This is a genomic window from Bartonella sp. A05, from assembly GCF_026930145.1.
Lineage (GTDB): Bacteria > Pseudomonadota > Alphaproteobacteria > Rhizobiales > Rhizobiaceae > Bartonella.
Window position 1 is genome coordinate 464,896 of record NZ_JANHOJ010000001.1, and the last position, 12,814, is coordinate 477,709.

The window sequence follows — 12,814 nt, forward strand, 5'->3', positions numbered from 1 at the left end:
ACTGTTTCTGTTGTCAATTTTGTGGTTTCTATAAGTTTTAATAGAATTTACAACTTTAGACTATTATGTGTTTTGGTTTCTTTGGAAACTATTACAACCGTTTGAAAATTCTAATCACTCTTAGAGGTAGGATTTTAAGGTAAATCTGATCCGGAAAAGCAAAAATTGACTTAAAAAAGGGGTTAGAAATAAATGCAATACAAGCAAACTACTCGATTGCATTCACTCGTTCATAAAATACTGACCTTAATGGAACAATTTGTCAAAGAAGATACAGAATTATTAAAGAAGATATAGCAATCCACTTATGGCAGCATAAAACCATCTTTGCGTTTAATTTTATGCTGTTAATCATGCAAATCTCATTGCTTATGCAGCATAGACTGCGTTATTTTCTTCATCTGTTTCATCTACATCCGTTTTAAATTCGCGCCTTGGCTTGTTCATGAGATGCATCTCTATTAAATTAATAGCTTCCGTTTCAGAAAAACTTTTGATGACAGCAATTTCACGTGCCATCCGCTCAAGCGCAGCAGTATAGAGCTGACGTTCAGAGTATGATTGTTCAGGTTGAACATTTGGGCGAAAGAGATCTCGTACGACTTCAGCAATACAGATAAGATCCCCAGAATTAATTTTAGCATCATATTCTTGAGCACGACGTGACCACATTGTACGCTTAATCCGTGCTTTTCCTTGTAGGATTTTAAATGCACGCTCAACAGAATCAACAGCAGACAATTTGCGCATTCCGATAGAAAGAGCTTTTGCAATTGGTACTTTTACATTCATTTTGTCTTTAGCAAAATGGATCACAAAAAGTTTTAATTTATGCCCCGCAACTTCCTGGTCTTCGATTGCTACAATTTGTCCTACCCCATGGGTAGGATAGACGATATATTCAGAGGTTGAGAATCCCTTAGCGCCGGAAGGGATGTTGTGCTGGGACGCCATATCTTAATTTACTCCCTTTGTGACCAATAGTCATACCAAAAAAGAGGCTGAAAGTAGAACCTTCCTTCAACCAAGCACATTGCATCAATTTATCAAGCATAAAAGCTGCATACTCTTATATTCAGTAAAAAACACCCTTTTTCGCAATGAAGAACAAGGGCAAAATACTTAAAAGAACGATTGTGCTAGCAAATCGTTAACATAAAAAATCAAAAAAAACAATCATTCTGCTTGAAATTTTTTATTTCTACATAATATGAGCTGAGCTTTTTAAGAGGCATATTGCGTTATTACTCATCACTTCCGGGATTTTCTGAAAAATACTTTTCTAGTTTATTAGGAATACCATCCATTTCTTTAGCTTGTGGAAGAGGGTCTTTTGGGGTTGTTAAATTAGGCCATTTTGTCGCGTATTTCAGATTCAATTCCAGCCATTCTTCCAGTCCTGGTTCCGTATCAGGCTTAATAGCTTCAGCTGGACATTCTGGCTCGCATACACCACAATCGATACATTCATCAGGGTGAATGACGAGCATATTTTCACCTTCATAAAAACAATCCACAGGGCAGACTGCAACACAATCGGTATATTTGCAGTGAATGCAATTGTCGGTTACAACATAGGCCAAGATTGAACTCCATTTTTCTTTTTATGACCTTTGGAAGGAATACAGCGTATGCCCTTATCCATTTTTAAGTTGGTCGCGGAGTGCTGCCAATTTTGCAAAAGGCGAATCGGGATCAAGACGTTTTCGTGTTTGAGAGGAGAGGGTATTTGGGCGATTGATATATGTTTTATTGCCTTTATGGGAACGTTTGACATGTGATGGTTCTTTGAAAGCAGCCTCATCACGTGTGTTAAACTCTTTTTTGAATGTTTTTCTATGTTTATTTTGCGACATTTGTCTGGATTCACCGCGGGCTCTATGAGAGCTGTGATGGTGTTGGTGATTATAACGCCACAATAAAACAATTTTCTCTTTTGTTGTTGCGATAGGCTTTTGTACGGAAAAATCGCCAACGGGTTCTGCGGCCGGTAAACAATTTTCTGCACAAGAGTTTTCTTCAAAAGAAGCGGTTGAAACCATATGTTTTTTTTGTACCACTTCTGATCCTTGCATTGCTTGCCATTGATCTCCGATACATTCTGCTTCAGGATAGTTTTGTTCTGTCATGTTCTCAGAGTTGGAGGATTTCTCTTGTGTGAGGGTCTGTTCAAGTCTAGCATTTTCAAGTCCAGCGCTACTAATGGGCTGAGATTGATAGCCAAGCCCTTTGAGAATTTCTTCCATATCAGTTCCATTGGCACCAAGGATAGACATCATCGTTGGCGTGACAAAAAAACTCTTGCCATCGTAAGCGCCATCAGGTTTAGGTTGCATTTCAGGTTTCCAATTCAGTGCAGGGCGGATGAGGTTGGCAAGACGTTCTAAAATATCAATGCGCACAGCACGCCGTCCTAGGACTTGATAACCTGCTAACTGATAAAATTTTTGATTATATGTTGGATCAACAACCAATGAGGTACGCCCAGCAACTAGAGCTGCCAATATTTCATTCAAACCGCTTTGGTTACTATTCTCATTTTGAAGTCTCCAGAGGAGTGTAATTGCTTGTGCTGGAATTGGTTTAAGCATCGCAATAACGTAGATATGAAAAGCTCCAAAGCGCACACCTAAACGCCGGAGCACTGCTCGGGATTCTTGGTCAAGGTTTTTAACTGTTTCAGCCACTTTTCGACGTGGCAAAACACCCAAAGAGTTTACAAGCTGTAAAGCGAGACTACGTGTTGTATCTGTTAAAGTATCGGCATTACACAAATCAAATAGCGGTTTTAAAGCTGTTTCAAAATGAAAAATGACAAAACGCTCTAACCGTGCCATGACCTTATCACGGGCTTCTCCAGTTAATTGGGCATCTGCGAAAAGAATGGGTTTGGGTTTTAAAATGTCTTCCGTTGGAACAAGTTGCCCCACTGGTTGGCCAATCCAGCGTACAAGGCCGTCAGAACTGAGTGTAAAATCTCCATTAGCAGCAGCGCAAAAACGCGCTGCACGTTTGGCAAAGGCGCTTACCAAATTGTCGTTATCCGTTAAACTCTGTGTATCCGTTTCTTGACCGGTTATGTTCTTATTTGTGTAAAAACGAAATCCTTCAAATCTACCATTTCCATGTTTTTCAATAAGAATATCATCCTGTTGAATAATTTCACTATCCATGATCGTTTTCTTTCTTAGCGCCTTATGGGTAAAAGATTACTTTTGACAATACCGTATCCACATTGTTTCTTTAGCATGTTTGTTGCACTTTCTTCAATCATCCTGATGCTCTTTAATAGCCCTTGAGAGCATTTTGATTTTGAGCGTTTCTTTTTTGCATCATTTAGCATGAACTCTGAACGTATCTGCGTATTTGTATATGCAATCTATGATTGTATCAGAAAGCCTTGAATATAAAAAGTTAGCTGGCGGCGCACAAAACAAAATTCATTCTGCTTTTGATTTTATTTTTTCTGCTTAACGTCGTCAAGACGTGAGAATGTAGCATTTTCAACTGTTCCTTGGAGTAAAATCATCTTTCTATTAGCGGTTTATCAAGCCAGTTCGCTCCTTAAGACAAGAAGTTTTAAGGTTATCACAAAAAAAACAATTGCGATTATAAAAATACACGTTAAAGTAGTGATTCTTTAAAGTACAATTTTTACGTTCTTTTTTGCAGAAGAATGGTGATGTGGTTGTCAAGTCAACTTTAAAATTTTAATCGCAAGAGGTTGTGTATGGGTACTCTTTCAAGTGCTGTTTATAAAAGCAGTAAAAATTATAGCGATGCTGATAAAAGCTTGGGAAGGAATATGATGCGTTCTGCGATGCAGGCGCCTTATCTTGAACGACAAAAGGAGCATGATTTAGCTCTGCGGTGGAAAGATAAACGCGATGATGATGCTATGCATCAAATTGCAGCGGCTCATATGCGTTTGGTTATTTCAATTGCGAACCGTTTTAAACGTTTTAAAATGCCGTTAGGGGATTTAGTGCAAGAAGGATATGTGGGGCTATTGGAGGCAGCTGCGCGTTTCGAGCCTGATCGTGAAGTGCGTTTTTCAACCTATGCAACGTGGTGGATACGTGCTTCTATACAAGATTATATTTTACGGAATTGGTCAATCGTTCGAGGTGGAACCAGTTCTTCGCAAAAAGCGCTTTTCTTTAATCTTCGGCGCTTACGGGCTAAATTGGTGCAAGATGATAGCGCCTTGACAAAGCAAGATGTCTTTCGCACGATTGCTGAAAAGCTTGGTGTTTCAGTTAACGATGTTGAAAAGATGGATTTCCGCTTTTCGGGTTCTGATAATTCATTGAGTGTTTCTGTTTCTGAGAGTGGTGAAAATACAATTGCCAAAATGGATGCTTTAGTGGATGAAAATCCTCTGCCTGATGCTTTAATTGAGCAAGTGATTGATGGTCAACGGCGGACACAATGGCTTTACGATGCTTTACAAATTCTTAATGAGCGGGAACTTGAAATTATCCGTTTTCGCCGATTAAATGAAGAAGGGGCTACTTTAGAGGTTTTGGGTGAAAAGTTAGGAATCTCAAAAGAGCGAGTGCGCCAAATTGAAGCGCGCGCTTTACAAAAATTACGTGCTGCTTTGCTGACTGCTAATTCAGCAGATGCTTATGAGGTATAAGTCTTTATCCGTAAAAACCATATAATGGTTTATGTGGAGTTGTATCAGAAGCTGATGATTAAAAATGTAGCGCTTATTCAGCAATAATTTTGACGTGTGTTCCTGCTTGTAAAGTTTGAGCAGGGGAGAGCGCATTAAGAATACGAAATAGTTTTTCTTTATTCGGTATATCCTGCATTTTGTTTGCAAGGCTTGCAGGGGTTTCTCCTTGTTTAACGCGCACGACACGGATTCTCAAGGGTTTAAGTTTGTTTAATTCCGGCGATGAAAGCAAATGAAAACTTTGCGTTGTGCTTTTAGCAACAGTATCAAAATTTCTGGAATGATGAGGAGCGGCAGTGATAAAGCGAAAGACACGGTTTTCGATGGGAATGACCATTACATCAAATTGCCAATGTTCGTTGGTCGCACGGGCATGAGCTGCGGATAAGCCTTGAATGAGGATCGGGCGAACAGAGGATTCATCTAGTCCTGCAATCCATCCGCTTTTTAAATAATCGCTTGCAGACATGTTGGCAGGCAGTGGCACTGCATCAAAACGAAGTGCGGTTTTGTCTGGGCCGCTGGCTAGAACAGCATGGGGTGAATTCTCTATGGTAAAATTATTAGGAATAGAAAAAGCGACACGCAATTGTGGATGGATAAATTGGTTTCCTCTTACATAACCGTCACGAAAACTTCCACCAAAAATCATACCATCAATGCTTTTTAAAAAACGATCGCGATTTAAAAAACGATCGTGATCAGTCTTTCCAATGTAAGATTGGCTGATTTTACGGGCTTTTTCTATAGCAAGATGAATCCGCTGCGGGGTTGTCGGGTGTGTTGCTAGAAAATCTAACGAAGTATTTTGGGTTCCTGAGATATTGTGAAAAGCTCTATAATTTTCCATTGATTGTAGGAAGCGTGGGGAAGCAAACGGATTATATCCGGCTTTGTGGAGCATTTCGATTGCAATAGAGTCAGCTTGCAGTTCCTGATTGCGTGAAAACTGCGCCATTTTTCGTTTGGTCTCAAGAATGTGTTGGGATTCGGATGTGGAAGGATACAAAAGGTCGTTGGGCATATGATTTGCCTGCTGTAATGCGACTTTTTGTTGTAGACGCAAAATACCATGATTGGCTGTAAGGTGCGCTATTTCATGGGCTAAAACTGCTGCGACTTCTGAGGTGTCATTCGCCAATGCCAGCATGCCACGAGTGACATAGATATATCCCCCTGGCAAGGTGAAGGCGTTGACATGTGCCGAGTCTAAGATGGTTACATAATAGACTTGGCTGGGATCTTGTGCTGCAGCGGTTAATTTGTCCACAATTTTTGTTAACATGTGTTCAAGTCTTGGATCATTATACGCGCCGCCATATATGTCTAAGATGCGCGGATGTTGTTTGGCACCCAATAGGGCATAGGCATCATTGTCACTCATATGTGTGGTGGTTGCAGATGAGCTGAAAGGAAAAGGTGTCTGGCTCGATGTGAGATTGATGTGACAGGCAGAAAGGAAAGGCATCAGGCTTGCGAGAGTTGCTATACAAATTTGACTGTGGAGAAAGAATTGAGAGCGAAAAGAAAATATTAATTGAACAAATCTAATGCCTCGAATCATTGTACGCCTCTGCTGAGTGTTATTCCTATAAAACGCGGTTTATATCTTTTGATCTTTTTATATCGAAGGGTTTTTATCGTAAGGGATATTTTAGTTTTTTCATGATTAATAGTTTAATAAGATTGGTGTAAATAATTTTCATGGAAAGCCTAGTATATCATGGCAACATTTACAATATTGTTAAATGGAGATGTTTGCGTTACTGATCGTTTACGTTCTCAAATTCGTAAAAGCCGCGTGATTGCAGCCGATGGTGGGATGCGCCATGCTGCAGCATTGGGTGTGATTCCTGAGCTTTGGTTAGGAGATTTTGATTCTTCTGATCAGAATTTACAGCAAAAATACAGTGATGTCCCCCGTGCGTGTTTCCCTTCTGATAAAGATGCAACTGATAGCGCATTGGCATGTGAAAAAGCTTTGCAGCAAGGCGCTAAAAAGCTTATTTTATGTGGTGCTTTTGGAGGCGAAAGGTGCGATCATAGCCTTTCTCATATGACGCAAGCCATTGCAATGGCAGAAAAAGGCATTTCCGTTTTCTTGACCAGTGGAGGCGAAGAAGGTTGGCCAATTGTTCCAGGGTCTTTCTCCTGTAATTTGCCTGATGATTGTCTTTTTAGCATTATTGGGTTTTCTGATTTGCACGGGTTAACAATGTCAGGTGTAAAATGGCCATTATCACGGAAAAATGTGCCTTTTGGATCTTCTTTAACGCTTTCTAACCGCGCTTGTGGAACCTTTTACTGTGATTTATATTCTGGAAAAGCTATGTTATTAGCATCTATACCTATTCTATAGATCTCTTCTGGTCTATAAAAATTAGGAGGAAGAGTAAAAATGTAAATGATGGTGCAGTTGATGCGCCTTTATTTTGACTTTAAAAAAGAGGGACTGAGTATGTTAAAATCAATTTTTACAATGACTGCTATTTCAGTTGTTGGTCTGAGTTTAGTGGCTTGTACTGCTAGTGAACAGACCGTTGCAGACTATGGTGTTGGTGGTGCGGCGCTGGGTGCTGTAGCAGGAACAGTGGCTACCGGAGGAACTGCTGAAGGTGCAAGAAGAGGGGCAGCAGTTGGTGCTATTGCAGGTACAGTAACAGGTGTTGCTGCAGCGCAAAGAAAAGCTCAAGAGCATGCTCCTATAGTTATGCAGCAAGCTCCTTCTTCCATGATGGTTCAGCAAACGCTGCCCCCTCATACGGTTGTGCAGCAACCAGCATTATGTACCTACCAGGATAGAAGAGGTAGATTGTATCAAGCACCTTGTCCTCAACCGGTTTCACCACACAAGTTATGCACCTTTACTGATGGAACAGGTAAGCTTTTTCAGGCACCTTGTCATAGCCACCCACGCTGATGACAGTTCCACTTCTGCGGCTTGATCGTATTGTCTTAACTTTTGGGGCAACAGCTTTGCTCAACGAGGCATGCTTATGTGTTGGGCAAGGTGAGCGTATCGCGCTTGTTGGCCGTAATGGATGTGGAAAATCAACGCTGTTAAAAATTGCAGCGGGAATATTAGAGCCGAGTGGAGGCGAAATCTTTCGTCACCCTCGGACGACTGTGCATTATGTATCTCAAAATCCGGATTGTTTAGAATTTGATGATATGAATGCGTATGTAGAATCTAGCTTAAATGCTACGCATGATATCCAATGGGTCAAAACACTCTTTAGAACTCTTGGCTTTTCAGGCAATGAAAAGCTGTCAACGCTTTCTGGTGGAGAAAGGCGGCGTGCCTCATTGTTGCGGGCGATTGCAGCGCAGCCAGATGTTCTTTTATTGGATGAACCAACCAATCATCTTGATTTACCAAATATTGAGTGGCTTGAAGGCATTTTGTGTTCTCTGCGTTCAGCAATTGTAGTAATTTCGCACGATAGACGTTTTTTAGAAACAGTGACACAGTCAACGGTATGGCTGGATCGTGGGGTTACCAAAAGACTTGAAAAGCGTTTCTCTGAGTTTGAACGTTGGCGCGATAAGGTGCTCGAAGAAGAAGCGCTCGATCAGCATAAATTGGGTCGTCAGATTAAGCGTGAAGAGGACTGGTTGCGTTATGGAGTAACAGCGCGACGTAAACGTAATGTGCGGCGTTTAGATGCATTAAAAGAACTGCGGAAGCAGCATAAAACCTATGCAGGACCACAGGGAAAAGCGCTTTTAGTAGCCTCTAAAAGTCACAATTCTGGTCAGTTGGTTCTTGAAGCCAAAAAGGTTTCAAAGTGTTATGGTGATCGTGTCATTATTAAAGATTTTTCCTTGCGTATTCAACGTGGAGATAGGATCGGTCTTATTGGTCCCAATGGTGTCGGGAAAACAACATTGCTCTCAGTCTTGATTGGTCAGGAGTTGGCAGACCATGGAGTGATTAAGCATGGGCATAATTTAGCCATGGCATTTCTCGATCAGCAACGCATTTTAAATGAAGAAGAAACCGTAGCGTGTTATTTAACAAGTGGGCGGGGTGAGACTTTGCTTATCAATGGGCAAGAACGGCATGTTGTTTCTTATATGAAGGATTTTTTGTTTTTGCCAGAACAAGCCCGTACGCCTCTTAAGAAATTATCTGGCGGCGAAAAAGCCCGTTTAATGTTAGCACGGCTTTTATCTCGACCTGCAAACTTTTTGATTTTAGATGAGCCAACCAATGATCTGGATATAGAAACATTGGATTTACTGCAAGAATTTATTGCTGATTTTGCAGGAACAGTGCTGTTGGTCAGCCACGACAGGGATTTTTTAGATAGGACAGTCACCCATATGCTGGTGCCCCAAGGTGATGGAAAATGGGTTCTGTACGCTGGCGGTTATAGTGATATGATGGCGCAAAGAAAGAACATTGAACTTCCACAGCGTAAAGAACTGCCAAAGTCTACGGCACGTAACGATACAAAACCAACATCTTTGCGCCCTCAAACAATGACGCGCAAATTATCTTATAAGCAGGTTTATGCGCTGGAAAAATTGCCTGAGCAAATCACTGTGTTGCAGGGCGAGATTAGAAAAATCGAAGAAGAATTATGTGACCCAACGCTTTATGGCTTTGATAAAGACCGTTTTGGTCGTTTATCAACAGTGCTTGCAGAAAAGCAAAAAATATGTGCGCAAAAAGAAGAAGAATGGTTAGCACTTGAGCTTTTGCGCGAAGAAATAGAGAAAGAACAGCGTTCTCGTTAATTCACGCAGTATATTCACTCAGTATATTATTGTCTTGTTCGCTAACATCACGTGTATTCTCGTGTTAATTCATACCGAGTGCATTTTTGTAAAGTTGGATGATTGCTTCTTCTTCAAGTCGTTCATGATCTTCTTTTTTACGTAGTCGTATAATGCTACGCACAGCTTTGCTATCAAAACCAGATCCTTTAAGCTCAGTATAAACGTCTTTAATATCCTCAGAAATGGTTTTTTTTTCTTCTTCTAATCGTTCGATGCGTTCGATAAAAGAACGCAATTGGTTGACTGATATAGCTTGTGTTTGCTCTGTTATATCGCTCATGGTATTTTCTCCGAATCGTATGTTTTTTTTGGGCTTGTTTGATAATAAGCCACTGTTTGCGTGCCTGAAAAAGAGCAAAAGTGAAGCATTGTGCATTTTTTTACAAGCTGATTTTAACTAATTTGTATAAACAATTTGTATAAAGCAAGGTGTATCCATTGATAAAATGACAATAAGAGACAGAAAAAAATATGATATTAAATGGCATATGCTTATATGCTAATAGGTGTGTACTTGAATGTGTTTTTGGAAAGATAAAAAAGGGATGTATGTTTTTTTTAGGTTTTTGTCGTAAGATAGGGCTTATGGTTATGAAAAAACAGGAAGGAACATTTCAGAGAAGGTTTAGGGTTTTTCTGCTCAGTATTTTTCTTTTATTTTTTGCAGCTGGTTTTGCACGGGCTGACTTTCGTGTTTGTAATATGACTCAAGAGTCTGTTGGTGTTGCTCTTGGTTACCGTACGCCTTCAGGCTGGGTTAGTGAGGGGTGGTGGGTTATCCCCGTTACAGAGTGTAAAACCCTCCTTGAGGAGCCTCTTACATCGCGATTTTATTATTTTTATGCAGAAGATGCTCAGAAAAAAGGTGGCTGGCCAGGCACTGTGACTATGTGTGTAAAAGATAGCCAATTTACGATTAAAGGGGTTCATGATTGTTTTGCAAGAGGGTTTCAAAGGGCTGGATTTCAAGAAATTGATACAGGGAATCAAACCAGTTGGATGGTACAGCTGACGGATATGTCTTCGCTTAGTGATGCGGTTCTGAACGCTCCTTCATTGTCAGGGGTTTCTCCATGAAGCGCACGCGTAAAGTAAAAATCATTGCCACTCTTGGCCCTTCTTCTTTTTCATTATCGATGATTGAAAAGCTTTTTAGAGCTGGAGCAGATGTTTTTCGCATTAATATGAGCCACACCGATCATGCTACAATGCGTGATTTGGTGGAACGAATACGGGCTGTAGAAAAAGTTGTTAATAGACCAATTGGTATTCTTGCAGATCTGCAAGGTCCGAAACTGCGGATCGGATGCTTTGCGAAGGGGCAAGCAGATTTGATTGTTGGACAACGTTTCACATTGGACGATTGCGATGTTCTTGGCGATTCACAGCGTGTTTTTTTACCACATAAGGAAATTTTAGCAGTTGTAAAACCAGGTGATCGATTATTGATTAATGATGGAAAATTAGAATTGCGTGCTGAAGTGTGTGACAGTCATTCTCTTCAATGTCGTGTGGTTGCTGGAACCCATATTTCTGATCGAAAAGGGGTCAGTTTCCCTGATACGGTTTTACCCTTTGGTCCCATGACTTTAAAAGATGATGCTGATCTTGCAGCTCTTTTGGAACAGCAGGTTGATTGGATAGCGCTTTCTTTTATTCAACGTCCGGAAGATATTGTGGCGGTTCGTAAACGAACACGAGGCAAAGTATCGTTGATGGCTAAAATAGAAAAACCTCAAGCCTTGGAGCATATAAAAGAGATTATTGATGTTTCAGATGGCGTTATGATTGCACGGGGAGATCTTGGGGTGGAAATACCGCTGGAGAGAGTGCCAACCCTTCAGATAGAGCTTATAAAAGCGTGCCGTTTAGCCGGAAAACCCGTTGTGGTGGCTACACAAATGCTTGAGTCAATGGTTGCATCATTTGTGCCGACACGGGCAGAAGTTTCTGATGTTGCTACAGCGGTTTATGCTGGAACTGATGCACTGATGTTATCGGCAGAGTCAGCATCTGGGCTGTATCCTGAAGAGGCTGTGCTTGTGATGGATCGGATCGCTCGACAGATTGAGAAGGATTGCAATTATGCCGCAATGGCTGATGCACAGCGTCCTATGCCAGAGCCGACAGGAACTGATGCGATTTCTCTTGCGGTGCGTCAGATTGCTGAAACGCTTCAATTAGCAGCCATTGTTGCTTACACTGCTTCGGGTACAACGGGTGTGCGCATATCACGTGAGCGTCCAAGCAGGCCAATTATTGCTTTATCACCCATTGTGGCTACAGCACGGCGATTAGCCTTGGTTTGGGGGCTTCATTGCGTGGTGACTGAAGATGCACGTGATTTGGATGATATGGTTAATCATGCAGCTGCCATCGCTTTTCGGGAGTGTTTTTGTCGTGGGGATGATCGGTTTATTGTGACAGCTGGAATTCCACTTGGAACACCGGGGGCTACAAATTTATTGCGTATTGCTTCTGTTTCTAAAGATGGGACAAAAGGTGTTTAACGGAAATGTGGCAAGTATAGTTTTTTTCAAGATCATGTATTTTCTCTTAAGGGTATTTTAAGGTTTCATGATTCTTGTGTGTTCGCAAGATACTTTAATAATCATCTTGGCCAGAGTGGAACAGTCAAATACCACTTAATTGTTCTTGTAAGAATTATACGTGTGTTTCTGAGTTGTCTTCTTTTTGTAGAGTTATATTATTGTGATCGCCTTGAAGCAGTTGATGGGTGAGCTTTTCAATTTGTTGGGTTGTTTCGCGTACAACTCTGCTCATGGTGCGGTTTATTTCATCATTTTGCCGTAAAAGATCTGCATTGCTTTTTCGTAATTGCTGGTTTTCTCGTTTTATTTCTTCCATTTCATCTATAACCATGATGCCGGCCATTACGGATAAACGATGATCGCCAATTTCACCGAAGTTTTCTTTTAGATGCGCAATATATTGATCCAATTGAGCGGCAAGCTCCATAAGATGGCTCTCTTGTCCTGCATCGCACGCCATACGATAAACTTTGCCATCAATTGTCACGGAAACGGTTTCCATATGTTTAAACCTTTATCTATCAATCACAATACGAATCGTTTCCATCGCTTTAATGAGTCGTTTGGAAATTTCTTTATTAACAGCTTCTAGCCGTTCTGCGTGGGCTTCGGCCTTATCCAGTTCTTGGGCTAGACGGCTACGATCAGCGTTCATTCGCTGAATTTCCTCTTCCCATTCGTTGTTCTTATCAATGACTGCATTGTGTTTTATAATGGTGATTTCTAAGTTTCTGAGTGCTTTTTCCAGTTGTTCAAGATCTTGTGATAAAACAGCAGTTCCTTGCTTCATAAC

General features: G+C 40.9%; 13 protein-coding genes. 6 read left to right on the forward strand and 7 right to left on the reverse strand.

Features of this window, described 5'->3' with window-relative positions:
* Positions 1-369: 369 nt before the first annotated feature.
* The 3 genes from NPX98_RS01855 to NPX98_RS01865 all read right to left on the reverse strand — a co-directional run bounded on the left by NPX98_RS01855 (position 370) and on the right by NPX98_RS01865 (position 3,173).
* Entirely contained in the window at positions 370-954 is a 585-nt protein-coding gene (locus NPX98_RS01855) for a CarD family transcriptional regulator (RefSeq protein WP_269022282.1), read from the reverse strand.
* A 290-nt stretch (positions 955-1,244) separates the two neighbouring features.
* Positions 1,245-1,583 (reverse strand): ferredoxin FdxA, encoded by a 339-nt coding sequence (gene fdxA / locus NPX98_RS01860; RefSeq protein ID WP_269022283.1) that lies wholly within the window; start codon positions 1,581-1,583, stop codon positions 1,245-1,247.
* A gap of 54 nt (positions 1,584-1,637) precedes the next feature.
* On the reverse strand, positions 1,638-3,173 hold the full coding sequence (locus tag NPX98_RS01865; protein ID WP_269022284.1) for a hypothetical protein: 1,536 nt from the start codon (positions 3,171-3,173) through the stop codon (positions 1,638-1,640).
* Positions 3,174-3,730: 557 nt separating this feature from the next.
* Here NPX98_RS01865 and NPX98_RS01870 point away from each other — a divergent pair.
* Complete coding sequence (locus NPX98_RS01870; RefSeq protein ID WP_269022285.1) at positions 3,731-4,642, forward strand: RNA polymerase factor sigma-32; 912 nt, start codon at positions 3,731-3,733, stop codon at positions 4,640-4,642.
* A gap of 73 nt (positions 4,643-4,715) precedes the next feature.
* On the opposite strand, the gene NPX98_RS01875 is transcribed toward NPX98_RS01870, so the two are convergent.
* A complete protein-coding gene (locus tag NPX98_RS01875; RefSeq protein WP_269022287.1) occupies positions 4,716-6,248 on the reverse strand; it encodes a M48 family metalloprotease in 1,533 nt (510 codons plus the stop codon).
* A gap of 159 nt (positions 6,249-6,407) precedes the next feature.
* Here NPX98_RS01875 and NPX98_RS01880 point away from each other — a divergent pair, with 159 nt between their 5' ends.
* The 3 genes from NPX98_RS01880 (at position 6,408) to NPX98_RS01890 (ending at position 9,427) form a co-directional block, all read left to right on the forward strand.
* Entirely contained in the window at positions 6,408-7,043 is a 636-nt protein-coding gene (locus tag NPX98_RS01880) for a thiamine diphosphokinase (RefSeq protein ID WP_269022288.1), read from the forward strand.
* A gap of 99 nt (positions 7,044-7,142) precedes the next feature.
* On the forward strand, positions 7,143-7,604 hold the full coding sequence (locus NPX98_RS01885) for a hypothetical protein (protein ID WP_269022289.1): 462 nt from the start codon (positions 7,143-7,145) through the stop codon (positions 7,602-7,604).
* A complete protein-coding gene (locus NPX98_RS01890) occupies positions 7,604-9,427 on the forward strand; it encodes an ABC-F family ATP-binding cassette domain-containing protein (RefSeq protein WP_269022290.1) in 1,824 nt (607 codons plus the stop codon). The genes NPX98_RS01885 and NPX98_RS01890 overlap by 1 nt, the downstream gene beginning before the upstream one ends.
* 64 nt (positions 9,428-9,491) lie before the next feature.
* Here the strand turns inward: NPX98_RS01890 and NPX98_RS01895 are convergent, their stop codons facing one another.
* Complete coding sequence (locus NPX98_RS01895) at positions 9,492-9,749, reverse strand: DUF2312 domain-containing protein (RefSeq protein WP_269022291.1); 258 nt, start codon at positions 9,747-9,749, stop codon at positions 9,492-9,494.
* Positions 9,750-10,018: 269 nt separating this feature from the next.
* Here NPX98_RS01895 and NPX98_RS01900 point away from each other — a divergent pair, with 269 nt between their 5' ends.
* On the forward strand, positions 10,019-10,546 hold the full coding sequence (locus tag NPX98_RS01900) for a DUF1036 domain-containing protein (RefSeq protein ID WP_269022292.1): 528 nt from the start codon (positions 10,019-10,021) through the stop codon (positions 10,544-10,546).
* Positions 10,543-11,979, forward strand: coding sequence for a pyruvate kinase (gene pyk / locus NPX98_RS01905; RefSeq protein ID WP_269022293.1), 1,437 nt, complete (start codon positions 10,543-10,545; stop codon positions 11,977-11,979). The genes NPX98_RS01900 and pyk overlap by 4 nt, the downstream gene beginning before the upstream one ends.
* A 154-nt stretch (positions 11,980-12,133) precedes the next feature.
* Here pyk and NPX98_RS01910 read toward each other — a convergent pair whose 3' ends face one another.
* Entirely contained in the window at positions 12,134-12,523 is a 390-nt protein-coding gene (locus tag NPX98_RS01910) for a cell division protein ZapA (protein ID WP_269022295.1), read from the reverse strand.
* Between the two features lie 12 nt (positions 12,524-12,535).
* Positions 12,536-12,811 (reverse strand): DUF4164 domain-containing protein, encoded by a 276-nt coding sequence (locus tag NPX98_RS01915; RefSeq protein WP_269022297.1) that lies wholly within the window; start codon positions 12,809-12,811, stop codon positions 12,536-12,538.
* Between the last annotated feature and the right edge of the window lie 3 nt (positions 12,812-12,814).

Bases quoted from the DNA above. Each gene is read 5' to 3' on its own strand.
- NPX98_RS01895 (WP_269022291.1), bottom strand. From the start codon at position 9,749: ATGAGCGATATAACAGAGCAAACACAAGCTATATCAGTCAACCAATTG.
- NPX98_RS01855 (WP_269022282.1), bottom strand. From the start codon at position 954: ATGGCGTCCCAGCACAACATCCCTTCCGGCGCTAAGGGATTCTCAACC.
- NPX98_RS01885 (WP_269022289.1), top strand. From the start codon at position 7,143: ATGTTAAAATCAATTTTTACAATGACTGCTATTTCAGTTGTTGGTCTG.
- NPX98_RS01890 (WP_269022290.1), top strand. From the start codon at position 7,604: ATGACAGTTCCACTTCTGCGGCTTGATCGTATTGTCTTAACTTTTGGG.
- NPX98_RS01865 (WP_269022284.1), bottom strand. From the start codon at position 3,173: ATGGATAGTGAAATTATTCAACAGGATGATATTCTTATTGAAAAACAT.
- NPX98_RS01875 (WP_269022287.1), bottom strand. From the start codon at position 6,248: ATGATTCGAGGCATTAGATTTGTTCAATTAATATTTTCTTTTCGCTCT.
- NPX98_RS01910 (WP_269022295.1), bottom strand. From the start codon at position 12,523: ATGGAAACCGTTTCCGTGACAATTGATGGCAAAGTTTATCGTATGGCG.
- NPX98_RS01880 (WP_269022288.1), top strand. From the start codon at position 6,408: ATGGCAACATTTACAATATTGTTAAATGGAGATGTTTGCGTTACTGAT.
- NPX98_RS01900 (WP_269022292.1), top strand. From the start codon at position 10,019: ATGTTTTTTTTAGGTTTTTGTCGTAAGATAGGGCTTATGGTTATGAAA.
- pyk (WP_269022293.1), top strand. From the start codon at position 10,543: ATGAAGCGCACGCGTAAAGTAAAAATCATTGCCACTCTTGGCCCTTCT.
- NPX98_RS01915 (WP_269022297.1), bottom strand. From the start codon at position 12,811: ATGAAGCAAGGAACTGCTGTTTTATCACAAGATCTTGAACAACTGGAA.
- NPX98_RS01870 (WP_269022285.1), top strand. From the start codon at position 3,731: ATGGGTACTCTTTCAAGTGCTGTTTATAAAAGCAGTAAAAATTATAGC.